At 61.7% G+C, this 24,579-nt stretch carries 22 protein-coding genes; 7 read left to right on the plus strand and 15 right to left on the minus strand.

The window, feature by feature from the left end; genetic code table 11:
- Positions 1–37 precede the first annotated feature (37 nt).
- From CAK95_RS11800 to CAK95_RS11830, 7 genes are all read right to left on the minus strand, one after another.
- Positions 38–1,024, minus strand: coding sequence for a Bug family tripartite tricarboxylate transporter substrate binding protein (locus CAK95_RS11800; protein ID WP_086088099.1), 987 nt, complete (start codon positions 1,022–1,024; stop codon positions 38–40).
- On the minus strand, positions 1,018–2,649 hold the full coding sequence (locus CAK95_RS11805; RefSeq protein ID WP_086088100.1) for a hydantoinase B/oxoprolinase family protein: 1,632 nt from the start codon (positions 2,647–2,649) through the stop codon (positions 1,018–1,020). Before CAK95_RS11805 ends, CAK95_RS11800 begins: the two co-directional genes overlap by 7 nt.
- Entirely contained in the window at positions 2,646–4,766 is a 2,121-nt protein-coding gene (locus CAK95_RS11810) for a hydantoinase/oxoprolinase family protein (protein WP_086088101.1), read from the minus strand. The genes CAK95_RS11805 and CAK95_RS11810 overlap by 4 nt, the downstream gene beginning before the upstream one ends.
- Positions 4,766–6,013 (minus strand): NAD(P)/FAD-dependent oxidoreductase, encoded by a 1,248-nt coding sequence (locus CAK95_RS11815; RefSeq protein WP_086088102.1) that lies wholly within the window; start codon positions 6,011–6,013, stop codon positions 4,766–4,768. The genes CAK95_RS11810 and CAK95_RS11815 overlap by 1 nt, the downstream gene beginning before the upstream one ends.
- A gap of 315 nt (positions 6,014–6,328) precedes the next feature.
- Positions 6,329–6,886, minus strand: coding sequence for an HNH endonuclease (locus CAK95_RS11820; protein ID WP_086088103.1), 558 nt, complete (start codon positions 6,884–6,886; stop codon positions 6,329–6,331).
- 160 nt (positions 6,887–7,046) lie between these two features.
- Positions 7,047–7,712 carry an alpha/beta hydrolase gene (locus CAK95_RS11825; protein ID WP_086088104.1) on the minus strand — a complete coding sequence of 222 codons (666 nt, stop codon included), beginning with the start codon at positions 7,710–7,712 and terminating at the stop codon, positions 7,047–7,049.
- Positions 7,684–8,469, minus strand: a complete 786-nt coding sequence (locus CAK95_RS11830; protein WP_086088105.1) for a DNA-3-methyladenine glycosylase family protein — start codon at positions 8,467–8,469, stop codon at positions 7,684–7,686. The genes CAK95_RS11825 and CAK95_RS11830 overlap by 29 nt, the downstream gene beginning before the upstream one ends.
- Positions 8,470–8,668: 199 nt before the next feature.
- Between CAK95_RS11830 and gluQRS the strand changes: the two genes are divergently transcribed.
- From gluQRS to CAK95_RS11870, 6 genes are all read left to right on the plus strand, one after another.
- Positions 8,669–9,541, plus strand: a complete 873-nt coding sequence (gene gluQRS / locus CAK95_RS11835) for a tRNA glutamyl-Q(34) synthetase GluQRS (RefSeq protein WP_086088106.1) — start codon at positions 8,669–8,671, stop codon at positions 9,539–9,541.
- Between the two features lie 68 nt (positions 9,542–9,609).
- On the plus strand, positions 9,610–10,368 hold the full coding sequence (locus tag CAK95_RS11840; RefSeq protein WP_183044246.1) for a sensor histidine kinase: 759 nt from the start codon (positions 9,610–9,612) through the stop codon (positions 10,366–10,368).
- A 1,079-nt stretch (positions 10,369–11,447) separates the two neighbouring features.
- Positions 11,448–12,008 carry an RNA polymerase sigma factor gene (locus CAK95_RS11855; protein ID WP_245303841.1) on the plus strand — a complete coding sequence of 187 codons (561 nt, stop codon included), beginning with the start codon at positions 11,448–11,450 and terminating at the stop codon, positions 12,006–12,008.
- Positions 12,005–12,415, plus strand: coding sequence for a hypothetical protein (locus tag CAK95_RS11860; RefSeq protein WP_086088111.1), 411 nt, complete (start codon positions 12,005–12,007; stop codon positions 12,413–12,415). Before CAK95_RS11855 ends, CAK95_RS11860 begins: the two co-directional genes overlap by 4 nt.
- Positions 12,412–12,855 (plus strand): periplasmic heavy metal sensor, encoded by a 444-nt coding sequence (locus CAK95_RS11865; RefSeq protein ID WP_086088112.1) that lies wholly within the window; start codon positions 12,412–12,414, stop codon positions 12,853–12,855. Before CAK95_RS11860 ends, CAK95_RS11865 begins: the two co-directional genes overlap by 4 nt.
- Positions 12,856–12,923: 68 nt before the next feature.
- The gene (locus CAK95_RS11870) at positions 12,924–13,208 is read left to right on the plus strand and encodes a cysteine rich repeat-containing protein (protein WP_157699602.1); all 285 of its coding nucleotides are present in this window, start codon (positions 12,924–12,926) and stop codon (positions 13,206–13,208) included.
- 26 nt (positions 13,209–13,234) lie between these two features.
- Here CAK95_RS11870 and CAK95_RS11875 read toward each other — a convergent pair whose 3' ends face one another.
- The 6 genes from CAK95_RS11875 to CAK95_RS11900 form a co-directional block, all read right to left on the minus strand.
- Entirely contained in the window at positions 13,235–15,226 is a 1,992-nt protein-coding gene (locus CAK95_RS11875) for a protein meaA (RefSeq protein ID WP_086088114.1), read from the minus strand.
- A 23-nt stretch (positions 15,227–15,249) separates the two neighbouring features.
- The gene (locus CAK95_RS11880) at positions 15,250–15,501 is read right to left on the minus strand and encodes a GlsB/YeaQ/YmgE family stress response membrane protein (RefSeq protein ID WP_086088115.1); all 252 of its coding nucleotides are present in this window, start codon (positions 15,499–15,501) and stop codon (positions 15,250–15,252) included.
- 222 nt (positions 15,502–15,723) lie between these two features.
- Positions 15,724–17,043 carry a diaminopimelate decarboxylase gene (gene lysA, locus CAK95_RS11885; protein WP_245303722.1) on the minus strand — a complete coding sequence of 440 codons (1,320 nt, stop codon included), beginning with the start codon at positions 17,041–17,043 and terminating at the stop codon, positions 15,724–15,726.
- Positions 17,030–18,565: an AMP-binding protein gene (locus tag CAK95_RS11890; RefSeq protein ID WP_086088117.1), complete on the minus strand. Its 1,536-nt coding sequence runs from the start codon at positions 18,563–18,565 to the stop codon at positions 17,030–17,032. The genes lysA and CAK95_RS11890 overlap by 14 nt, the downstream gene beginning before the upstream one ends.
- Entirely contained in the window at positions 18,562–18,822 is a 261-nt protein-coding gene (locus tag CAK95_RS11895) for an acyl carrier protein (protein WP_086091357.1), read from the minus strand. The genes CAK95_RS11890 and CAK95_RS11895 overlap by 4 nt, the downstream gene beginning before the upstream one ends.
- 23 nt (positions 18,823–18,845) lie before the next feature.
- Positions 18,846–19,691, minus strand: a complete 846-nt coding sequence (locus tag CAK95_RS11900; protein ID WP_086088118.1) for a hypothetical protein — start codon at positions 19,689–19,691, stop codon at positions 18,846–18,848.
- A gap of 412 nt (positions 19,692–20,103) precedes the next feature.
- On the opposite strand from CAK95_RS11900, the gene ccrA reads away from it, so the two are divergent.
- Complete coding sequence (gene ccrA / locus CAK95_RS11905) at positions 20,104–21,372, plus strand: crotonyl-CoA carboxylase/reductase (RefSeq protein ID WP_086088119.1); 1,269 nt, start codon at positions 20,104–20,106, stop codon at positions 21,370–21,372.
- 97 nt (positions 21,373–21,469) lie between these two features.
- Here the strand turns inward: ccrA and CAK95_RS11910 are convergent, their stop codons facing one another.
- Positions 21,470–22,330 (minus strand): YihY/virulence factor BrkB family protein, encoded by an 861-nt coding sequence (locus tag CAK95_RS11910; protein WP_183044247.1) that lies wholly within the window; start codon positions 22,328–22,330, stop codon positions 21,470–21,472.
- Positions 22,331–22,475: 145 nt separating this feature from the next.
- The gene (locus CAK95_RS11915; RefSeq protein WP_183044248.1) at positions 22,476–24,437 is read right to left on the minus strand and encodes a methyl-accepting chemotaxis protein; all 1,962 of its coding nucleotides are present in this window, start codon (positions 24,435–24,437) and stop codon (positions 22,476–22,478) included.
- Positions 24,438–24,579: the final 142 nt, after the last annotated feature.

Here is a 24,579-nt window from a genome sequence, read left to right on the forward strand (position 1 = left end):
GCGAGGGTGAGCTGACGACATCAACGTGCCGCGATGCTTATCCGGGCCGGACGTTGCCCGCCTTGACGATGTCGGCCCATCGCGCCACTTCGGATGTGACGAACGCTTGGAATTCCCCCGGTGTGCTGCCGCTGACCTGAAAGCCTTGCGAAGCGAAAAAGGTCTTCACGTCATTGCTTTCCATCACGCTGCGGACCTCCTGGCTCAATCGTTCAACGATGGCCGGCGGCGTACCAGCCGGAGCAAACAGGCCTTGCCAGGACAGCACTTCAAAGCCCGGCAGCCCGGCTTCATCGATGGTCGGGACATCGGGGAGAAGCGGATTGCGACTCTTTGACGTGACAGCGATGGCGCGGATCGTACCCGCACGGATCTGAGGCAGGACCACCAGCAGATCTCCGAACATCGCCTTGATCTGCCCCGCCATGAGGTCGGTAAGCGCCAGCGCCGATCCGCGATAGGGCACGTGAACGAGCTTTGTATCTGCCTTGAGGTCAAACATGACACCGGTCAAATGCATCGAGGTGCCGTTGCCCGGTGTGCCATAGGTCAGGGTGTTGGGGTGCGCCTTGGCGAGGGCGATGAATTCGGCGAGGGTTTTCGCCGACACGGAGGGATGCACCACCAGAACCAGTGGCGCTGTCACCACCAGCGATACTGCCGCGAAGTCCCGCTGCGGCTGATAAGACAAGTTCGGAAAAAGACTCGGGGCGACGCCATGCGTTCCGGTTACGCCCATGAGCAGCGTATATCCGTCCGGTGCGGATTTGGCGACGTAATCCGAACCGATGGTGCCGCCGGCGCCACCGCGATTCTCCACGACGACGGGCTGGCCGAGACGTGTTCTCAATCCCTCCGCAAGCTGCCGGGCGAGCACATCCGTGCTGCCTCCGGCAGCAAAAGGCACAACGAGTCTGATGTTCTGCGAGGGCCAAGCCTGAGTCTGCGCTTGTGTTGTCACGTGGCTCGTTGCCAGCGCCAGGCTGGACAAACCGGTCATCAATGCTTGGCGACGCGTCAGCATGTCGGAGATCCTTGTACAAGAGAGGAAGAGGGTGATTGCCAGCCGCCTCCGCCTGCCGTTTCGATGACGAGCAGATCGCCGGCATTCCAGACAAAACGTGATTTGGATGCGAGCACCTCGATTTTTCCGGAACTGCGCTCGATCCAGGCTGCAGACGGAGCGCCATCGCCGCCACCCTGCGCACCGGACGCACCGCGCGTATGCCGTTCGCCGCGATAGGACACCATCGCGCTGCCTTCCAGCAGTCGATAGGCGCGATGGATGCCATCACCGCCCGCATGGAGTCCGGCACCACCTGAACCCCTGCGGCGCATCACCGCTTCGACGCGGACCGGTGCTGCGGTCTCCAGCACCTCTGCAGGCAGATTGCGCGCGTTGCTGACATCGGTGGAAATTCCTGACACGCCCGGCCCCGCGGGGCCGCCACCCGCACCGCTTGCGATGATCTCGGTGAAGAACCAGTCGCGCCCCGCAGCGTCCTTGCCGCCAGCCGACAGGACAACCGCGACAGCGCCGTTCGACGCATTGGCTGCATCTGCTTCGGCCAGGCGCGACATTGCCGTGAGCATGGCATTGCATGCCAGCTTCACCGTCGCGGTGCGCGCGTTGACAGCCGCGGGGAAGCGCGGATTGACCACGCTGCCTTCCGGCAGTTTCAACGTGACATGAGCGAGCATGCCGTGGTTCGGTGGCGCCTCCGGTGCAAGATGGCGCATCACCGCGAAGGCCGCAGCGACGAGACCGGACGGCGCGGCATTGACCGGGCCGATTGTCTGCGGTGACGAGCCAGCAAAGTCGATTTCGAGCCGTGGCTGTTCCTTGCCGCCGCTTTTGCGAAGCGTGACGCGCAAGGGCACAGGCTCTTCGCTCAATCCGTCGCCATCGAGCGCATCGTCCACAACGACGACATCGTCCCGCAACCGGCTTAATGCCGCTGCTGTCATCTGGCTTGCATGTTCGAGCAAAGTTTCGCTCGCTTGCGCGAATGCGGCGGGACCCATTGACCTGAGCAAAGTGCCAATCTCACGTGCACCCAGAGAGACGGCTGCCCATTGCGCACCCAGATCGCCGCGCAGCAGATCGGGCGTGCGGCTGTTGGCGGCGAGAATAGCCGCAACGTTTGCATCTTCCTTACCGCGTCGCCGCCAATGCACCGGCGGGATGCGCAAGCCCTCCTGGAATATTTCGCGGGCGTCGGGCGGAACGGACCCTGCCGCCAAGCCGCCGACGTCCTGATGGTGAAGAATGGTCGCCGCGAGAGCCACGGTACGATCATGAGTCCGGACGGGACGAACGACAATGATATCCGGCAGATGCGTGCCGCCGGACCATGGGTCGTTCTGCAGAAATCCGTCGCCTTCTTGCATGGAATCGGCCGGGAATACGTCGAGGAGCCCACGCACTGCAGGGATCATGCCACCGAGCAGCAGCGGCAGTGAACTGGCCTGGGCGAGGACCCGACCGTCCGGCAAGAATAGCGCGGCGGCGCAATCCATCCCCTCGCGCGCCACGACTGAACATGCCGCCCGGAGCAAGGAATCCTGCATGCGGTCGGCGAGGCCTTCCAGTGCGATGCGGAAGATTTCGTGCGCAGCCGCCGTGCGGATCGCATCACGGTCGTTCATGGCGCAGGATCCGTGGCGGTGAGCAACAAGGCAGCGTTCGGCAATATCTCGCACGTCCAATCCGGCGGCAGCCAAACCGTGGTGTCGATCGCATCGATCAGCGCCGGACCGGACAACCGCGCACCGATTGGCAGCGATGCACGCTCCCAGATCGGGCATGATGCTGGCGGATCGGTTGCAACAAGTCTTTGTTGAGCCGGATGGTGCAGCGTGCCGTTTCTGGTTGCATCAAATTGCAGGCCAGCTTCGTCGCCGAAAGACAGTGTTGCAATGCTCCGCAATGCGAGAATGCGCCGCTTCGTTTCGAAGGCATGGCCGCGCACGCGCTCATGCAATGCATCGAATCTTGCTGTAAGGGTGGTTGCGTCATCGCTTTCGCTCACGAAAGCGATAGTCAGGCTGTGACCTTGCCCTTGGTAACAAATGTCGAGTTCATGATGCACCGTTGCTGCACAATGGCCGCCCGACCACTGCATCAAGGTCTGGCGCAAGGAAGCGGTGTCTTCGGCGGCGAGCTCCGCCAGAACACTGATCGACGTCTGCTCAAGTGGCATGTCAATCGGCCGCTCTGTTTGCTCGCAAAGCCCGACATGCATGAGGCCGCCAGCCGCAAGAACGCCGGAAGCGCGCGGTACGATCACTGTCCGGCATCCGACGCGATCCGCAATCTCGGCGGCGTGGAGCGCACCGCCGCCACCTGCCGCGACCAGGACAGCGTCGCGCGGATCGATCCCGCGCGACAGCGCCTTGCGCCGGACTGCCTCTGCCATCATGGCCTCGGCCACCTTCACCGCACCGAACGCAACGGCCGGAGCATCCTGCCTGTTGATGCCGAGCCCGCCCACCATCGCATCCAGCGCAAGCTGACGATCGAGCATCAGATTGGCGCCCAGCTTTGCCGGCAGCAAACCCGCGAGCAGAGAGGCATCGGTCAAGGTCGGTGTATGACCTCCACGCCCGAAACAGGCTGGTCCGGGCGAACTTCCGGCGGAGTGTGGTCCGACACGGAGCAATCCGCCAACCATTTGAAGGATCGATCCGCCGCCAACAGCCACTGACGTCACATCCGCGGACGGCACGCGCACATCCAGTCGGCCGAGCGTCAATTCATTGGATGTCAGCACTGCGCCCTCGGCGACGAGGCAAATGTCGGCCGTTGTCCCGCCGATATCGAGGCCGATAGCCGGCCGGGTGGCCAAGGCATTGCGCACCACGTTCTCTCGGATGGCCTGCGCCGCTGCGGCAGGACCCGACATGGCGAGCGTTGACGGTGCTGCTGCGCATTTTGCGGAAGGAGCAAGACCTCCGACCGATCGCATGATCCAGGGTGCGGGCAAGCTTTGCCTTGCAAGAGACTGGTCGAGGCTTCGAAGATAGCCGGAGACCGTTGGCCGGATATAGGCGTCAAGGACCGTTGCAAGGCTGCGTTCGAATTCGCGCAGTCGCGGGTCGACCTGATGCGACAGAGAAAGATGAGCGTTCGGCCAACGTGCTCTCAATGCAGATGCGACAGCCAGCTCATGCGTGGGGTTCAGCGGCGCAAACAGAAGGCAGATCGCGATGGCCGGCATTTCTTGCGAACCAAGGCGCGCCGCGATCTGATCGGCCAGTTGCTCAAGTGCTGCGGAATGAAGCGGCACCACGATATTTCCGCGCGAGTCAACGCGCTCTGGCAATTCGAACCGCAGCTCTTCCGGACAAATGTCAGGAGGAACCGGTGGCTGAGGAAAAGGCTGATTGATATCCCGGCGATTCTGCCGGCCGAGCGTCAGGACGTCGGCAAAGCCTGCGGTGGTCACCAGCGCAACCGGCGGCTCGCGGAGTTCTAGGAGGGCGTTCGTCGCGATAGTGGTTCCGTGGCGCAACCGGGCGATGTGATGAGGAGCAATTCCTTCCTCACGCAAAAAGCTGAGGAGGCTAGTCGCAATGGATTCGGCCGTATCGGCCGAATCCCGCAATCGCTTTGCAGTGCGCCAGCGATCCTCACCTTTCGGTGGCTTGGCAACGAAATCGACGAATGTTCCACCCACATCGATGGCGATATCCCATCCTGCAACGGCTTCATTTGTTGTGATATCGTCTGCTGCTTGATCGACGGGAGAGGACAGGCGCCGCATCAGTTCATGTGTCCGAAGCGGTTCGCAGCGAAGGGCGCAAGATCGATTTGCGGCGATCGGCCGGCCACGAGATTTGCAATCTCCCGTCCCGTGCTCGGCGCGCCGCACATGCCAATGTGACCATGGCCGAAGGCCAGCCAGGCATTTTCAATCTGCGGGGCGCGATCGATGACAGGCAGACTGTCCGGCATGCAGGGGCGATGACCCATCCATTCCGTCGTATCGCTGGTGTCGAGATGCGGAAACATTTCGCGCCCTTTCTGCAGCAGTCCTTTTGCCCGCGCGAAATTGGGAGCGGCGTGAAGGCCGGCGAATTCCACCGAGCCAGCGAGGCGAAGCCCCATGCGCATGGGGTTCACCATCATATTATGTTCAACGGCCATAACGGTGTGCTTCAACTGGAGATTATTGCTGCGCACGGTCACGTGGTAACCACGTTGCGTCTCCAGCGGCACGCGCGCGCCAAGCTGCGTGGCGACTGCTCCGGACCAGGCGCCACTCGCGAGCACCACGCCTTCGCAACCGAGCGTCTTGCCGTCGTCCAGAACAAGGCCGGTAACGCGGTCGCGTGTTCGCTGCACAGCTTTGACATGTTGACGCTCGAATGTTGCACCATCCTTGATGCATTGCGCGAACAGGGCTTTGGTCAAAGCGGACGGGTCGAGCGTCGAGCCATTATCAGGCGCCAGAATGCCGAAGCGAAAGCGCCCTTTCAGATCCGGCTCAAGCGTCTCGAGTTCGTCCTGATCGACATCGCGCAATTCGACGCCGAGGTTGCGCCGAAGCGCCATCCCCCATTGCCATTGACGCGCGGTCTCGGCACTCGAGTAGACGTAGAGGCAGCCGCTGTGACGGACGAGGCCGGTTGCATTGGCACGCTGCAAAAGCGGCTCGTAGCATTCAAAGATCGGCGCCAGCAAACCGCGCAGCGCCGCCGCAATTCGCGTCACTTCGGCTGGTGAGGTGTGGCGCATGAAACGCAACAGCCAGGGCGCAGCAAATGGCGCATAGGACCAGCGAATCGTGAGCGGCCCGAGTGGGTCGAGCAGCCAGCCCGGCACCTTTTTCCACATTCCGGGCATGCCAACCGGAAGGCAGGCCGAGGGCGATAGGGAGCCGGCATTGCCAAATGAGGTGGCCTCACCCGGCTCCTTTGGATCGATGAAGGTGATGCGGTGACCGTCGCGCTGCAGCCAGGCGGCACATGCGGTGCCAACAATACCATTTCCAACGACAGCGATATGCATGACGCCCTGATGAAGTCTCTATGACTCTTTGCTTGTCATGCTATCCCGGTGCGCATCTTCCGCACAAGAACCGCAACACGCAGACCATCGTCCGGATCTATGTCCGGGTCCCGAATGAGGAAGTCACCAGCTCTTTTTGATGCCGGAATGGCCGGGACGACAATCCGAGGTCGGCAGAGCAGAGGGCGCCATGCGGGATTGAAAAGCACCGGCGGCTTGTCACAAGCCATGCTTTGACGAACTCGCGTGATGGATAGAACTTCTTTCGAGCCAAACGACGCGCTTATGAGTCCCGCCACAAGAAGCGCGCGTGTCTTACGGCTCCAGTTCTGTGTCCCAGTACAAATAATCCATCCAGCTATCGTGCAGATAATTCGGCGGGAACAGCCGGCCGTTACGATGCAGATGCTGTACGCTGGGCTGGAACGGCATCTGCGAGGGAAACATATGCGCTTCCGCCATCGTCAGGCTGCCCTTGCGCAGATTGCAGGGCGAACAGGCGGCAACGACATTGCCCCATGTGGTCTGGCCGCCGCGCGAGCGCGGGACCAGATGGTCGAAGGTCAGGTCATCGTCCGAACCGCAATATTGGCAAATGAATTTGTCGCGCAGGAATACGTTGAAGCGCGTGAATGCCGGATGCGAGGAAGGTTTGACGAAAGTTTTAAGCGATACCACGCTCGGGAGCTTCATCTCGAAGCTGGGCGACCGGACAGCGTGATCGTAATTGGCGACGATATTCACACGTTCCAGAAACACCGCCTTGATCGCGTCCTGCCAGGACCACAGCGACAGCGGGTAATAGCTCAAAGGGCGGAAGTCGGCGTTTAAAACCAGAGCCGGAAAGCCGCCGGAAGAAACGTGGACGTTCAAGCGATGGCGCTCCTTTCAAGCACCGGGATAAGGTACTCATGATAGGGGAGCGTGACGAGAATGTGAAGGCAGGCCGGGCGCTTACCGCATATGCGTAAAAACGCAGGAATATCGGGCCTTTGAGCTAGTCCGGCTCATCCCGCCTGCTTTCCAAGCGCTCCTAGAGGCCGAATCGCCGGGCCAGAAATTCGCCGCCGTGGCGCAGGCCTTCCTGGTCAATTCCGTGCCCCACACCGGACGAAATGTGCCATTCGACCGGCACGTCCAGCGCCGACAACGCCGACGATCCGTGAAACAGAGCCTGGACCGGGATCAGTTCGTCGGAATCGCCGTGGATCAGTAACACCGGCGGACGGGACACAATCTCACCCTGGACGGTCTCCGGCGGGCCGTCATTGGGCATGATGAACATGCCGGAATAGCCAACGATGGCCGCCGGCGGCGTGGCGCGGCGCAGCCCCGCATGCAGCGACATCATCGTGCCCTGGCTGAAGCCGACCAGCGCCAACGCGCTCGGCGGCAATTGCCGGCGCGCCAGTTCCTTGTCGATATAATCGTTCAGCGCCGGCGCGGCCTTGTTCACACCCAGCCAGCGCTCGTCCGGATCGCGGAATGTAAGGCCGAACCATTGGCGTCCGACGGGCGCCTGTCCGCAGGGCTCCGGCGCATGGGGAGAGACGAATGCGGTGTCGGGCAGCATCGGCTGCCACGCACGGCCGATATCGATCAGGTCGTTGCCGTCGGCGCCATAACCATGCAGGAAAACAACGAGACGCTTGGCCTTGCCGGATTTCGGCTCAAGACTTGGTCCGCTCAGTTCGGCCATTGCGTGTCACTTTCTTTTTCGGATTGGATTTTTTGTTCGTCGATTTCTTATTCGAAGATTTCTCGGCCGATGCAACGGCCTGGATTTGCTTCTTTGCCGGCGATGGTTTGTCGGGCACTGGAGCACCCTCGCGCCGTTTCACGACGTGATAGTGAGCCCATAGCAGATGCGCGGCCACTCCGCGAAACGGCCGCCAGGCATCGCCGATCGTGATCATTTCTTTCGTCGTCGGCCGCGCCTTGAGATTGAAGGCGATGCGCGCGGATTCCTGCAAGGCGAGATCGCCGGCTGGCCAGGCATCGGCATGGCCGAGACAGAATAGGAGATAGATATCGGCCGTCCACGGACCGATGCCGTGCATCGCGATCAGCATTTGATGTGCCGTGTCGGCGTCGCTCTGCGCGATGTGATCGAGGTCGAGATTGCCCTTGGCGATTTCGGTCGCGATCGCCTTGATCGATTTGATCTTCGCCGCCGACAATCCGAGACGGCCGAGCCTGTCCGCCCGTGCGCGTCGCAAAGCGTCATGGTGAAAAGGGTCGAAGGCCTCCTTCAGACGCGCCCAGATCGCGCCGGCGCTGGCCGTCGACAATTGCTGTCCGCAGATGATGCGGGCGAGGCCTGAAAAGCCGGGCTCACCCCGGCGTAGGGCCGGCTCGCCGGTCTTCTCCAGCATGGGGGCGAGGCCTGGGTCTGCCACGATCAGTTGTGCCAGTGCGTCGGCCAGGTCGGATTGGGAGTGGAGGAAGTGGGTCATCGGCGTGCGGCATACTCCGTCACCCTCTCCCCTTGCGGGAGAGGGCGGTTCCGAGCAAAGCGAGGAACCGGGTGAGGGGTTTGTTGCAGCAAGACTTTCATAAAGCTACCCCTCACCGGGCTCGCATCTTTGATGCTCGCCACCCTCTCCCGCAAGGGGAGAGGGTGAAACCGATTGCGCGGCTAAGACAGTAATTCAAATGCGTCCACCCGTTTTCCGTTTTGCGCCGTCACCAAACGGCTATCTGCATCTCGGCCATGCATTCTCGGCACTGCTGAATGCCGACCTAGCGCGCGCCGGCGGCGGACGCCTGCTGCTGCGGATCGAAGATATCGACCGGTCGCGATGCCGGCCTGAATACGAGCAGGCCATTTATGAAGACCTTGCCTGGCTTGGCATCGATTGGGAAAAACCGGTGCGGCGGCAATCGGAGCATTTTGACGCCTATCGTGATGCGCTGGAAAAACTGCGTTCTTTGGGACTGATCTATCCAACCTTCGAGAGCCGCGGCGAAATAGCGCGCATGATAGCGCAGCAAAGCAATGCGCAGGATTGGCCATGCGATCCGGACGGGGCGCCTCTCTATCCTGGAAACCGCAATGCGATGAGCGATGCGGAGCGGGAGGCGCGGGTCCAGGCGGGTGAGCCTTATGCGCTGCGGCTCGACATGGCCTCCGCCATCGCCCGCGTCGGTGCGCCGTCATGGAGCGAAACAGGCGGGGGCCCGACCGGTGAAACCGGCAGCATCGCTGTGCAGGCCTGGGGTGATGTGACCTTGGCGCGCAAAGACGTGCCGACCAGCTATCATTTGTCGGTTGTCATCGACGATGCATTACAGGGCGTGACGCAGGTGGTGCGCGGGCAGGATCTGTTCTGGTCGACCAGTGTGCACCGGCTGTTGCAGGCGCTGCTGGATCTTCCTGTGCCGGCCTATCGGCATCACCGGCTGATATTGGATGACGAAGGCCGGAAATTATCGAAATCCAGCCGTGCCACAGCGCTTCGGGCGCTTCGAGCCGAGGGGCGGACACCGGCGGACATTCGAAAGATGGTGGGTTTGGCGTCAGGGTGAATGGTCCCGGTCATGGGCGCGTGGCAGACTTGCTTCGAATCATGGTGGCGAAGCGACCAAAACGGAAAATGGCGAAGCGGAGCCCCAGTGCGCCGCGCACACCGTCGCGTGTCCGGTCTGAACGCCGTCAGATCGAAAATGCGCTGGCCGCGCTCGCTCATGACATTCGCACGCCGCTGACCGGCGTACTGGCGCTGTCCGAACTGCTCGCAGCATCCGATCTCCCCGAGCGCGAGCGCGGCTGGGCCAACGCCATCAAGCGGTCGGCAGAACACCTTTCGCTGTCGACATCGATCGTGCTCGATGCCGTGAAAGCCGATGCGACCGGGCTTGTCCTGCGCAAAGAGGTGTTTTCGCCGCGAGAACTCGCCGAAGACGTCGCGGCGTCGCTTGTCGCGCGCACGGACGTGAGCGGGCTTTCGGCCGGTGTGTCGATTGCCGAGGACCTTCCGGAAACGGCGAAGGGCGACCCGGTGCGGTTGCGCGCGGCGCTCGAAAATATCGCCGATAACGCGGTGAAGTTCACCGCGCGCGGCCAAGTCTCATTCAACGTCACCGCAAAGCTTGCGCCTCGCAATCGCGTGCAACTGACGTTTGCTGTTTCCGACAGCGGCATCGGCATGACACCGGCCGAGATCAAAAAGCTGTTTCGTCCCTTCGCGCAGGCCAATGAGGACATCTCGCGCCGCTTTGGCGGAACGGGTCTCGGTCTCGTTCTGGTGAGGCGGTTGGCGAAAGCGATGGATGGCGATCTCACCGTCACCAGCAAGCCCGGACAGGGCAGTACGTTCACGCTGACGGTGCAGGTGGCACCGGTGGCGACGTGAGTTTTCACCTGCCCCGTACGCACGACTTCACCCTCCCCCTCCAGGGGAGGATCGAAACAGAACCCGATTCAAGTTTTCAAACAGCCACGCGTCATCGTCGCCGCGGCGCGAATGCGCGCGGCCTTATAAAAGTGAGGGACGACGATGCGCCGGCAAGCGCAGGTCAGTCCTTGTGATGCTGCGCGGCTTTCACCGTGCAGCCGCCTCCCGGCGCATCGTCGGCAGCGATTATGCGGCCACCGGGCCGCGCTTTACGCCGGATGTTTTGTCGCGGGCTCAAACGCCTCCCGCGCACGTCCCTTCCGTGTCAGCCAGCTCCTGGCAGAGGCTCTTAGTGGCCTCGGGCGGAGCCCCGGTGCCGCCCGAGTGCGAGCTTGCGAAGCCCGCCCGCAGGCGCTGCATCCCGCTCCGCCATTCAGAACGCCTCCGGACGGCGCCCCTCACCTGAGCGAGACGCAGAAGGTATATAGTCCTATAGGAATTCTGTCAAGAGTGGAGCGGCGACTTCGCGACGACGCCGGACCTCTCCTCGACTTCGCAAGGCCGCAGCATCTGAAATCCAGGTGCGGTCGTGGGGACGCAAAATAATCTCGTAAGAGCACCGAAGGATGTTCGCGGCTCCTCCGTATCAGTTCCAGATATCACGGCGGCCGCCGCCTTTTCCGCCGCTGTGAGTTGGACTGGTAGGAGGATCTGAATGCGTTGGCTTTTTCCGGCTCTGACGGCGATCATGGTGCAGACTATTCCCTCGCTTGCATTTGCGATGTCACCGGCTCCTTTGGGAGAGCTCCGCACAGCGATCGGGGAGAGACCGATCGTACAAAAGGTCGCGTGCTGGCGCTATGGTTGGCGTGGTTGGGGTGTCTATCCGGGATGTTACAGACCACCGGTTTATCATCCGCCACGTGTTTATGTGGCGCCTGTCTATGTTGCGCCACCAGTCTATGCTCCGCCTCGTCGCTGCTGGATCAATGGCCGCTGGCGGGTTTGTTGATCTCGGCGTGCGTGGTTGGCGAAGCAAGATGGCGGTTGGGCCGTATCGGCAAATACCGACCGGCCGGACATAGACAAAGTTCATGATGGACACGGAGCCGGATGAGACTCTTGTCGTGCTGGTCGCAGCGCGCGACCAGCGTGCGCTCCGCGTCCTCATGGAAAGGCATATGCCGCGAGCGTTGCGTGTGGCGCAGCGCATTGTGAGCAGTGCTGCAGACGCCGACGATATCGGGCAGGAGGCTTTCATGCGCGTCTGGAAACACGCGGCATCATTCGATCCGGCGACAGCCCGTTTTACGACCTGGTTTTATCGCATCGTGCTCAATCTCGCCTTTGATCAGGCGAGAAAGCCTATTCACCGGCCGATTGAGGACGCGTCGGATGCCCATGCGCCCGGTATCGCTGCGGTTGACCGGATGATCGAACAGGAGCAGCAGATGATGCTCACCAACGCTCTAAGCCTGCTGACGGGTCGGCAGCGTGCTGCGATTGCGCTGTTCCATATGGAGGGCCTGAGCGGGAAAGATGCCGCTCAGGCGATGGGGCTGACCGAAAAGGCATTCGAGTCGCTCCTGACGCGTGCACGGATGGCTCTCAAGCAACATGTTGAACAAATCGGGCAGGGGCGCCGGAGCTACGCATGACGAGGCAAGAATTTCTGATGCTGGTTCAAACGTGGGGTGCCGATATCTCACGTTGGCCACGACCTCAACAGGGTGCAGCCCGGCGGTTTGCGCTCACTGACGAGGGAAAAGCCATTCTGGACGAAGCCATGAGCTTCGATCAGCTGCTGTCAATCAAGCCCGACATCAGGCCCGATCGACCCGCTGATGTCGCTTTCGCGGTGATGCAGCGCGTCGCGGCCGAGCGTCGGGCGCGGTGGCAGGATTGGCTGCCGCGTTGGTGGGTGCCAGCAAGTCTTGCCTGTTCGGCATTGGTCGGCGTTTCGCTCGCAGTTGCCATTCCGCCTGACCGTTATGCCGACAAGCCCGAGGCCACGATTGATTTTTTTCTTGACGGTGGCTCGGTGTCATTCTGGAGCGCACAATGAGTTCAAAATGGTTTGTGATAAACCGGCGCAACGGTTTGCTGCTCGCGTCACTTTGCCTGAATGCCGTCATGGCGGGCTATATTGCGACGGTGTGGATGAAGGCGGAGCGGCCCTTCGAAGCGCTTGCTGGGACGCGGATCATCGAACGTGTGGCCAGCAGGCTTCCGCCGTCCGATGCGGATATTCTCTGGCGCGTCTATCGCGACAAGCAGAATAAACTTGCAACAGCACGCGAAAACTATGTGTTGGCCCTGGTAAGGCCCGTCCGGCTTATCAGACAGGACAACCTCGACATCGACGCCCTGCGGAGCGCGATGTCCGACACGCGCGAGAAGCGTCAGAAGATCGGCGACCTGGTGGCTGAGACCTTTATCGATGCGGTGGCGAAGATGTCGGCAGAAGGGCGTCGCAGGCTTGTCGGTGGCATCGCAATGCGATGAGTCGAGCGATCGTCGCCCAAGCCCGTCTGCAGTTCCATCAGATCTGAGATACAGGAGAGATGAAAACCATGACCGAGACGCCATGTACCGTCGTGACTTGGCAGCGCTTTCAATGGATGGCATTCGCCACGGCTATTCTTGTTGCATCGTCAATGATGCCGTCGCCGGTTCTCGCACAAACGAAGACAGGCACGCTGCGCGATGCGTGCCGGGAAGACTATCAGCGATTCTGCGCAAACGTGCAGCGCGGTGGCGGCCGCATTCGTCAATGCATGCTCGAAAACGCCAGTTCGTTGACGCCGCAATGCCGGGACTCTTTGAAGGCCCTGCAGGAAGGTCAAAGGCAAAAATAAGGGCAAGCGGATTGAGGCAGGAAGGTTCAGTTGCCGTTCGTCCGCTCCACGATCCGAACAACGTCGGTCATGATCTGATTGATCTGAAAATCCTTCGGCGTGTAGACGGCGGTGACGCCAGTTTGCTTGAGCGTCAGCTCGTCTTCCGGCGGCACGATGCCGCCGACCACGACCGGTATATCGTCGAGTCCTTCAGCGCGCATGCGATCCATCACGTCGCGCACCAGCGGCACATGACTGCCGGATAAGATCGACAGCCCGATCACGTCGACGCCTTCATCCTTCGCGGTCTTGACGATCTCAGCCGGCGTGAAACGGATGCCGCCATAGATCACGTCCATGCCCACATCGCGTGCGCGAACCGCAATCTGTTCGGCGCCGTTGGAATGGCCATCGAGACCGGGTTTGCCGACCAGGAATTTCACGCGGCGACCGATCTTCTGCGACACGCGTTCAACCTCGGCGCGAACTGGTTCGAGCTGTTCGCCACCGACCTGACGCGCGGCTTTCGGCACGCCGGTCGGTGCGCGATATTCGCCGAACACCTCGCGGAAGATGGCTCCCCATTCGCCGGTGGTGACGCCGGCCTTGGCGCAGGTGATCGAGGCCGGCATGACATTGCGGCCTTCTGTGGCCGCAGCACGCAATTCCTTCAGCGCGGTTTCGACGGCGCCGGCATCGCGCGCCGCACGCCACGCATTCAGCCGCGCGATCTGTTCGGCTTCGACCTCATGCGGCACGGTGAGGATGGCATCGACGCCGCCGGTGAGTGGCGAGGCTTCGCTCTCGACGAATTTGTTGACGCCGACGACGACGCTGTCGCCGGCTTCGATCGCTTCCAGCCGCTTGGTGTTGCTCTCGACGAGCTGCTGTTTCATGTAGCCCATCTCGACCGCGGCGACCGCGCCGCCCAGCCGCTCGATGGTGGCCAGTTCTTCCTTGGCGGCGCGTTTCAGCTCCTCGACTTTTTTCGTGATCTCGATCGAACCATCGAAGATGTCGGCATAGTCGAGCAGATCCGATTCATAGGCGAGGATCTGCTGTGCGCGCAGCGACCATTGCTGATCGAACGGGCGCGGCAGGCCCAGCGCTTCATTCCAGGCCGGCAGTTGCACCGCGCGGGCGCGCGCCTTTTTTGACAGCGTCACTGCCAGCATTTCGAGGAAGATGCGGTAGACGTTGTTTTCCGGCTGCGGCTCGGTGAGGCCGAGCGAGTTGACTTGGACGCCGTAGCGGAAGAGGCGTTGCTTCGGATCGCTGATGCCGTAGCGCTCCGCTGTGATTTCATCCCACATCTCAACGAAGGCGCGCATCTTGCACATTTCGGTGATGAATCGCATCCCGGCATTCACAAAGAACGAGATGCGGCCGACCACTTCGCCCATGCCACCCTCCGGCACTTCGCCGGATTCGCGCACCATATCGAGGATCGCGATCGCGGTGGCCAAAGCATACGCAAGCTCTTGTACCGGCGTGGCGCCCGCTTCCTGCAGATGGTAGGAGCAGACGTTCATCGGATTCCATTTCGGCATCTCCTGCGTCGTGAACAGGATCGTGTCCTTGATCAGACGCATCGACGGGCCGGGCGGGAATACATAAGTACCGCGCGATAAGTACTCCTTGATAATGTCGTTTTGGGTGGTGCCGGTGAGTTTGTCGCGCGGCGCGCCGGTTTCGTCGGCCACCGCGATATAGAGCGACAACAGCCACGCCGCCGGCGCGTTAATGGTCATAGAAGTATTCATGCTCGCGAGCGGAATATCCGCGAGCAGCGTCCTCATGTCGCCGAGGTGCGAGATCGGAACGCCGACTTTTCCGACTTCACCCGCCGCCAGCGGATGATCGGAATCGTAGCCGGTCTGGGTGGGGAGATCGAAGGCGATGGACAGGCCCGTCTGACCCCTGGATAAATTCTGCCGGTACAGCGCATTCGACTTTTCCGCGGTCGAATGTCCGGCATAGGTCCGGAAGATCCAGGGCTTGTCCCGTTTCGGTGTGTCGTTCTTCTTGTCGACCATTCGATCTCCGAACCGGAATTTATCTAACGTTTGATCAAGCCGATGATCACGAGCAGGATCACGGCGCCGATCACCGCGTTGATGATGGCAGCGATAAAGCCGGTCCCGATCGCGATGCCAAGCCGGGGCAGCAGCCAGCCGGCGATGAAGGCGCCGACGATGCCGACGACGATATTGCCGATCAGACCGAAGCCGTAACCCGTGACGATAAGGCCCGCGAGCCAACCGGCGATGGCGCCGACGATCAGCCACACGATAATGCTCTCAATACCCATCTTCGTCTCCCCGTTGCGCAGGAGCCGCTGCTAAGCCCCGCCCCCGCGACTTGTTCAGTTTGCAGCGGAAGCATCGTAACGCGGGCGGAACCGCAAGTCAGTTTCACCGCACGATCGGGGACAGGCGGTAAAGCCGACAGACAGCGCCGATATTGCGTCGCAGCATATCTGATCGCGGGGTGCGTGCAACGGCTTGTTTGCAGGGAAAATTGCGGGTGGACGTCAGTCTGCCGGTGCAAAATTCTCGCGTTCGCGAATGACGCTGGCCTTGCCGTCATCCACAAGCACTTCTGCCGGCGCGGGGTGACCCAGGAAGTCGACCGGGCTCGCGGACAGTCCATAAGCGCCTGATTGAAGAATCGCGATCAGGTCGCCGGCCTGCAGCTTGGGCATGTCGACCTTGCGGGCGAGCGTATCGAGCGGCGTGCAGAGCGGGCCAACGATGCTGCAGGTTTCGGCGCGCGGCTCGGTCATGCGCGCCGGTGCGACGATGGGATAATCGCGTTTCATGACCTGGCCGAGATTGCCGGACGCGGCAAGGTGATGATGCATGCCGCCGTCGGTGACGATGAAGCGCGATCCGCGCGACATCTTGCTGGCGACAACGCGTGCGACATAGAGCCCGCCCGGACCCGCGAGATAGCGGCCCGGCTCGACAATGACGCGGGCGCCCTGCAGCAATGGGTCGGCCGCCTTCATCGCGATGAGCGGGGGGAGCCCTTTCCGAAGGGCGTCAAGGTCGAGTGTACGATCGCCGGCATAGTAGGGAATGCCGAGGCCGCCGCCGAGATCGATGCTGCGAAGCGTGCGGCCGCTGTCGCGGGCGATGCGTGCCGACAGGTCGAGGCCATGCTTCCATTGCGTGAGCAGGGTTTCAGCTTCGAGAATTTGCGTACCGGCAAAGAGATGCAGACCGGCAAGGTCGAGATGCGTCTTGCCGGCGAGAGCTGCCAGAACATCGCCAATCTGTTCTTCATCGAAGCCGAACGGCGATGGCTTGCCGCCCATGCGCATCGCGCCGCCTTGCGCCGATGCCACGGGATTGATGCGGATCGCCACTGCGACGGTCTTGCCATGACGCGCGGCAATGGCTTCGACGCGATCGATCTCCTCGAAACTCTCGAGATGGATTTCGCCGATGCCGCCCCGGATGACGTGTTCGAGCTCATCGTCACGCTTGCCCGGTCCGGCAAACAGGATGTTCTGCGGTTTTGCTCCGGCGCGTCTTGCACGTTCGTATTCGCCCGCGGACGCGATTTCGATGCCGGCGCCTTGCTGGACGAAGAGAGCGGCGACAGCCGGGTTCGGATTGGCCTTGATCGAGAAATAGATCTCGGCAAAGCCCGCCAGCGCTGCTTTGAGCTGCGCGAAACAGCGCCGCATGATGGCGGCGTCATAGATGTAAAGCGGCGTGCCGAATTCCTCAGCCAGCGATCGCACCGTTCGGCCGCCGACAACAAGATCGTTATCTTTGACCGAGAAATACTCGTTCACGAGCTGACCGGCGAGATCTTTGCCCGCGTGCTTGTCAGTGGCCAGCATGGCCTGCCCGCTCCGCGACCAGCGCCTTGTAATCGACCTTGCCATTCGGCGTGACCGGCAATTCGGACACAAGCTCGATGTCGCGCGGCATCATGAAGGTGGCAAGTTTCTCCGATGCGGCCTTGAGCGTCACCGGGACATCGACGGCGCCGTTTCGCGCCACTGCGACCGCATGCACACGCTGGCCGATCAGCGGGTCGGGCAGGCCGATCACGGCGATCTGCCGGAACTGGCCGGTGGCCATCAGCACTTCCTCGACCTCGGTCGGGCTGATGCGATAGCCGGACGACTTGATCATCGCGTCGTCGCGGCCGACGAAATAAAGAAAGCCGTCCTCGTCCTCGACCACGCGATCGCCGGAATAGCAGACGATATCGCCGCCGCATTCGGCAGGGATCAGCGGGTTTTGCCGCAGCACGCGCGCCGTGTCCTCAGGCCGCTTCCAATAGCCAAGTGAAACGGTCGGGCCGCGATGCACGAGGATGCCGGGTTCGCCCGGCTTTGCCCGTTTGCCATCGGCGGTGACGACAAAGACTTCGCATTCCGGAATGGCCTTGCCGATCGATGTGGGGCGGCGGTCGATTTCCTCCGGCGGCAAATAGGTCGACCGGAAGGCTTCGGTCAGGCCGTACATCCAGACGATGCGCGTGTCGGGAAGCAATTGCCGCAGACGGGCGGTCGTGGCGGAGGGCACGGCGCCGCCCGAATTGGTGATGTAGCGCAAGGACGGCAGGCTGGTCTTTTCCAGCAACGGCGCGGCACGTGTCAGGATCGACCAGATGGTCGGCACGCCGGCGAGACCGGTACAGTTGTGATCGCGGATGGCGCGCACGATCTCGTCACCGAAGCGGAAGGTCAGCAGCACCAGCGACGCCCGTTGTTCGACTGCGGTGAGAAGCTGGTTCAGGCCGTAGTCGAAACTGAACGGCAGAATCGAGAGGATGCGATCGTCGCCGGTGATGCCGAGATAGGTGCGGACGATGCGCGTGCCGGCGATCAGGTTGCGATGGCTGAGCATGACGCCTTTCGGGCGGCCCGTCGAACCTGACGTGTACATGATGGCGGCAAGATCTTCGCCAATGCATGGGGAGGGCGGGAGCGGTGTGTCCGCTTGCGGAATGCCGTCCGTGCGGAGCACTTTGAGCGTCGCAAGTGCGTTCAGTGTTTCGCCATGCGCGCCGGCAAGGTCGTCGTTGGTGATGAGGATGGCGGCTTCGCAATCCTCAATGATGTGGCGGGCCTGTGCCGGACGAAGCAGCGGATTGATCGGCACGAACACGCCGCCAGCCCGGCTGATCGCAAAGATCGCCGCGCATTCTTCGATCGATTTCGGCAAGAGGATCGACACGCGATCGCCGCGCTGCAAGCCCATCTGGTGCAGGGCCGCTGCATATCGGTGAACCAATGCCCGAAACTCGCCATAGGTCACGCTGCGCTGCGCCGTTATAAGCGCGGTGCGGCCGCCGTCATCGCGATCGGCCGCCTCCAGCAGGTGATGAACGAGAACGGGCGGGGTCGTCACGAGCGTTTGCGCTCCACGAAGGCAATCAGCTTGCCGAAGGTTTCGAAATTTGACGGCTCGAAATCGTCATCGGCAATGTCGATCCCCAGCCGCTCGGTGAGAAATGCTGCAAGATCGAGAATGCCGAGCGAATCGATCAATCCTCCCTCGAGCAGCAGCCTGGATTCATCGATCGGTGCTCCGGCGAGGCCTGGGAAGCGCTGGCGCAGATAGTCGGCGAGCAACTCTCGCGTATCGATCGTTTCGGGTGACAGCATATTCGCTCCAGTCATTGCGATGGTCATATTTGCAGGAAGACGAATTCGGAATACGCAAGGTCGCATTCCGGCGGTGCCGTCTTGCCTTTGAAGAAAGCGGGCGCCGGCCACCCAGTGAAAAAGCTGCCGGCGACACGTTCTTGAGCATTCGCATTCATCGCCATCAACAAGAATTTTTCGCGCAACAGAAAGCGCGCAATGGCCCCCATATGCGTTTTCACCAGGGAGCGGCTTTCAGCGTAGATAAGACGCGCGATCGGCACGCCGCGGCGCTGTGTTCTGGAAAAGATTAGTGGATGCAAGCGCTCGCCATCCCACAAGCCGGCAGGAGTACAGCCGAGCGCTGCGTGATCGTCCAGCATGCGCCGGATTGCAGGAGCGAATGCATCCGATGGCAGCTTGTGCCACGGGACGACATTGGCCTTTCGCGCCGGTTTCAGAGCCTGGAACGGCAACATGAAAATCAGCGTGCCTTCGGTCCAGTTGCGGAAACCGAAACGGCCGATCATCGCCCGTACCGGCTCGGTCGGTGTCAGGTCGGTGTAAAGCGTCGTTTCGCAGGACACGACCTGCTGCAACATGCGCGGCCCGCGCCAGCGATGACGCTCATCGATGTACCAGCTCGACAGATTGACGACGGGATAGCGCTGGCCGTCCTGTTCGCGTGCGCTCGGAATGGCCAGGATGACCCCGACGTCGTTCCCCTCTGCCTGCAGCAGGTAGCCGGTCCGCTTCGTGGAGTCGGTGGCACCATATCGCTTGAGCCGCGCCAGGCCGGATTCCCAGAAGGATCTGGGCGCAGCCGGGAAGCCGCGTGCAAGCACCGGCATCGCCTCGTCCAGGGATTGAAAGCCGATAGGCCTCAGCATGGGTCTCTTGCCGCGTCGGAAATCGGGTGAAACAAGCCTTGTTGGCAGCAAACCTTGAGAAAGGGCCTAAGAACGGGCGGTTCGCGACATCCTGACGCGGCCTTTAGGCCGGTTATTTCGCCGCACCCCGGTCAGAGTTCCCAAACCCGGTTTCAGAGTTTCAAACGCCGTCCGCGTGATGTCCGTTGCGGCGCAGCATGGTCTGCGTCACAATTGCCGACGCAGCGCGTCTAGTGGAGCGGATTTGACATTCGCTCTCATCTAGCCGCGGGCTCGCCAAGCGAATGTCAAATCCAAAGCTCCACTAGAATCCGTTACTTGCTAGTGGTCCTTTGATTCTAACATTCGCGAAAGAGCCTGCCGAGAAGGGATGCGAATGTTAGAATTGGACCACTAGCCGGAGGCCAATGCGATGACAGCCGTCGCCAAACTCAAGGCCGTGAAGGATCTTTATTCGGTCGGGGAAATCCCGCCGCTCGGGCATGTCCCCGAGAAAATGTACGCCTGGGCCATTCGTCAGGAGCGGCACGGCCCTCCCGAAGAGTCAATGCAGATCGAAGTGGTGCCGACCTGGCCGATCGGCGAGGACGAGGTGCTGGTGCTCGTGATGGCGGCGGGCGTGAACTATAACGGCGTCTGGGCCGGGCTCGGTCAGCCGATCTCGCCCTTCAATGTGCACAAGCATCCCTTCCATGTCGCCGGCTCCGATGCCTCGGGCGTGATCTGGGCCATTGGCGCCAAGGTGAAGCGCTGGAAGGTCGGCGACGAAGTCATCGTCCATTGCAATCAGGACGATGGCGACGATGAGGAATGCAACGGCGGCGATCCGCTCTTGTCGCCGTCGCAGCGTATCTGGGGCTACGAGACGCCGGACGGTTCGTTCGGACAATTCTGCCGCGTGCAATCGCGTCAGTTGATGCCCAAGCCCTCGCATCTCGCCTGGGAAGAAGCGGCCTGCTACACGCTGACACTGGCCACCGCCTATCGCATGCTGTTCGGCCATGCGCCGCATACGCTCAAGCCCGGCGACAATGTGCTGGTGTGGGGTGCTTCGGGTGGCCTCGGCGTGTTCGGGGTGCAGCTCTGCGCGGCGTCGGGCGCCAATGCGATCGGCGTGATCTCGGACGAAACCAAGCGCGATTATGTTCTGGGCCTCGGCGCCAAGGGCGTGATCAACCGCAAGGATTTCAAATGCTGGGGCCAGATGCCCACGGTGAATACGCCCGAATACAATGAGTGGGTGAAGGAAGCCCGCAAGTTCGGCAAGGCGATCTGGGACATTACCGGCAAGCGCGACGTCGATATCGTGTTCGAACATCCGGGTGAGGCGACATTCCCGGTGTCGTGTCTCGTGGTGAAGCGCGGCGGCATGGTGGTGTTCTGCGCCGGCACATCGGGTTTCAACATCACCTTCGATGCCCGCTATGTGTGGATGCGGCAGAAGCGCATTCAGGGCTCGCACTTTGCGCATCTGAAACAGGCCAGCTCCGCCAATCAATTCGTGCTCGATCGGCGGATCGATCCCTGCATGGGCGAGGTGTTTCCGTGGGAGAAGATCCCGACGGCGCATCAGCTGATGTGGAAGAACCTGCACAAGCCGGGCAATATGGCGGTGCTGGTCAGCGCCCCGCGTGTCGGCCTGCGCAATCTCGAGGACACGATCGAAGCGGCGGGCGGGTAATCTTGGAAGCCGCTCATTCCCGCACTCGGGTCCGGCTTCGCCGGCCCGAGCACAGGCTCCGGCGGGAATCCAGACTTGTGATTCTGAACAAAGAATTTTAGACGGCTTTCGCTTTTTCAATCCGTGCGGCGCGCATCTTCAGAATGGTGGCATTCAATTCGCCGCCATAGATGAAGATCGATGCGGTCCAGTACAGGAAGACCAGCGCGATCATCGGCGAAGCAAGGCCGGCATAATAGACCGAATAGGTGAAGGCGAAGTCGGCCAGATATCGCCCGAAGGCGACGCCGGTGATCAGCCACAAGACCAGCGTCGCCAGGATGCCGGGCGCGATTTCGCGCCAGCGCCGTTTGCCGGCCGGCAGCCATTTGTGGACGATAATCAACGGGACAACCAGCAGCACGCTCGCCGTGGCGAGGCGGATGAAGGTGACGACATCGCCGAACGGCTCCAGCGCCGGAAAGCGCCGCGTCAACGTGTTCCAGATCAGTGGCGCCAGCAGCACGAGAAACGAGATCGCCAGCATGCCGATGGCGGCAAGGATCACATAGCCGATGGCTTCGATGCGCAGGAGCCACATCGGCCGCGTCTCGACCACGGTGTAGGCGCGGTTCAAACCGATCCGCAAACTCTCGATGCCGCTGGACGCGAAAAACAAGGCGAGCGCGGCGCCGACCGTCAGCACCTGCCCATGCGCGCCGACCAGGACATTGTGGATCTCGCGCGAAATCGGCCCGGCCACTTCCTCCGGCCAGGCTTCTAGCAGGAGATTGGCGGCTTCGTCGGCGAGGTTTTGCGACCCCATCATACCGGCCAGCGCGGTCAGGACGAGGAAGAAAGGAAACAGCGCCATCAAACTTGACAGCGCGATATGGCTCGCAATCGCCCAGCCGTCGTCGGCGTTGAATTGCCAGAAGGCATCCAGCGCGACGCGCCATGTTTTCTTCAGAAACCGCAAACCGTGTTCCCCGCGCGGAAGATCTAAAATATTGCGCGCAGTCTAATGCAAAACCGGTAGCCAACGTTTCGCCGATCGCTCGCTGTAGCGACATAGGCAAATGCGCGCTATCTCTCAAGAGCGGCCTTGTCCGTGGCAAAGCCGATCAGGCCGCTTGAACCTCGATGAGGAATTGGCGGATCTGGGTTTCGAGGCCTTCCGCCTCCTGTGCCAGCGCGTCGGCCAGCACCTTCACATCGGCCGCGGTGGCGCGCGCCTCGAGCGTGGCACTTGCAACGCGGCTCATCGCATTGGCGCCGTTGCGGGCTTCGGTCGATGCGCTGTTGACGCCCTCGGCGATGATCGCGACAGCGGAATTCTGTTGTCCGACCGTTGCCGCCACACTGGCGGCCATGGCCGACATGTTCTCGATGATGCCGTTGACCCGTGCGATCGCCTGTGTGGCATCGGCGGTGGCCGACTGGATCGCGCCGATCTGGCAGGCAATGTCTTCGGTCGCGCGCGCAGTCTGGCCGGCCAGCGATTTGACCTCCGACGCGACGACGGCAAAGCCGCGTCCGGCCTCGCCGGCGCGGGCGGCCTCGATGGTGGCGTTCAACGCCAGGAGGTTGGTCTGGCCGGCGATGGACTGGATGAGATTGATCACTTCGCCGATGCGGGTCGCTGCCTTGGCGAGTTCAGCCATGGTGGCGTTGGTGCGGCGCGCTTCCGCAACGGCTTGCGTGGCGACATCGGTTGATTTCTGCGCCTGGGTGGCAATCTGACCGATCGAGGCGGCCAGTTCATCGACCGAGCCCGCGGCAGTGGTGACGTTGCTCGAGGCCGTCATCACGCGATCTTCCGCCGTTCGTGCTTGCGCAGACACGGCATCGGCTGACGCATTGAGGCGACCGGACGCAGCTTCAAGGCGTTCCGCCGCGCCGCGCACCTTGTCGAGAACGGCATTCACCGACCGTTCGAAATTCCCGATCTTTGCCGCGATGGCTTCGCCGCGGATTTCGCGCGCGCGGGCGGTTTCATTGTTGGCCTTTGCAAGGTGTTCGCGCTCGATCGTGGTGTCGCGGAAGACAAGCACGGTCCGCGCCATGTCGCCGATGGCGTGCCGCTCGTGCGTGGCCGGAATGTAAGCCGATGTATCGCCTTGCGCGAGCCGCATCATCGCAGCCGACAAGCCGTGGAGCGGGCGGGTGATGCTGCGTCCGATCAGCCAGCTCAGGATCAGGCCAAGCAGGACTGCGGCTGTACCGACCGAGAGAATGATCGCGCGTGTTCGATATTGTGACGCAGACAATTGCGCAGCATCGCGGTGCGCGCCGTCGCGGGCGTTGTCGATAATCTGGTCCGCTGCCGGCATCATCTCCTGCGTGTCGAGATCGATGATCTTGAGATTGGGGCGCAGCTTGTCGGCCACCGCAGACCAACTGGAAAAGGTGTCGGCGTAGGCCTTGACGCGGTTCTCGATCACCGCGCGCTGGTCCAACGTGCCGCCGATTTTCTTGATGGTGTTGGAGAAATTCTCATACTCGGAAAAGAACAGCGTATGCGACGTGCTGGTCGACTGGATACGCTGTTCGGCTTCGTATCGCCGCATCACCAGCAGGGATACGAGAAGTTTTTTGGCATCGGCATCGCCCAGCCAGTCGATCTTCTCGTTGATCACGCGTTCGACCGCGACGCCGGTGTCGTACAGCTTGCGTTGCAATCCTTCACTGTCGTTGTAACCGATGATGCGTTGCTCGTTGACCACGTCCCTGAACCGGTTGCGCACCTCCTTGAGACGCCCGGACAGCCAGGCGATCCGCAACCGTTCATGGTCGTCGACCGCTTCCTCGATGGCGGCGATTTGTTCCAGGGCTAGAGTATTTGCTTTTTCGAAGGCGCCGACCAGTTCGTCCGACGGCTGAGCCGCAAAATCGCGGGCGGTGATCCGCATCTGGTCGATGGCTTCCTTGAAGCTGTGGCTGGCTTCCGCAGTCAGGACGGCGCGGCGATAGCGCTCGAATGCATCGCCAACCTCGCGTTCGCCGGCGATATAGGATGCGCCATTGGCAATAAATCCGGCCACCGGAATCAGGGCCAGCAGGATGATCCGCGAGCGGACAGACAAAGCGCCGAGCCATCGGGATGGCCGGGGGCCCCGAAGCCACTTCAGCGGGTTGAGACGGCTTCCGGGAGGAGCGCTGACCATCGCTTGCCTGTGAATTGGGCAAGAAACAGGAAAGCCCCAAATGGTTAATTATTCAGTTACC

The sequence above is a fragment of the Pseudorhodoplanes sinuspersici genome, from assembly GCF_002119765.1.
In the GTDB taxonomy this organism is placed as follows: domain Bacteria; phylum Pseudomonadota; class Alphaproteobacteria; order Rhizobiales; family Xanthobacteraceae; genus Pseudorhodoplanes; species Pseudorhodoplanes sinuspersici.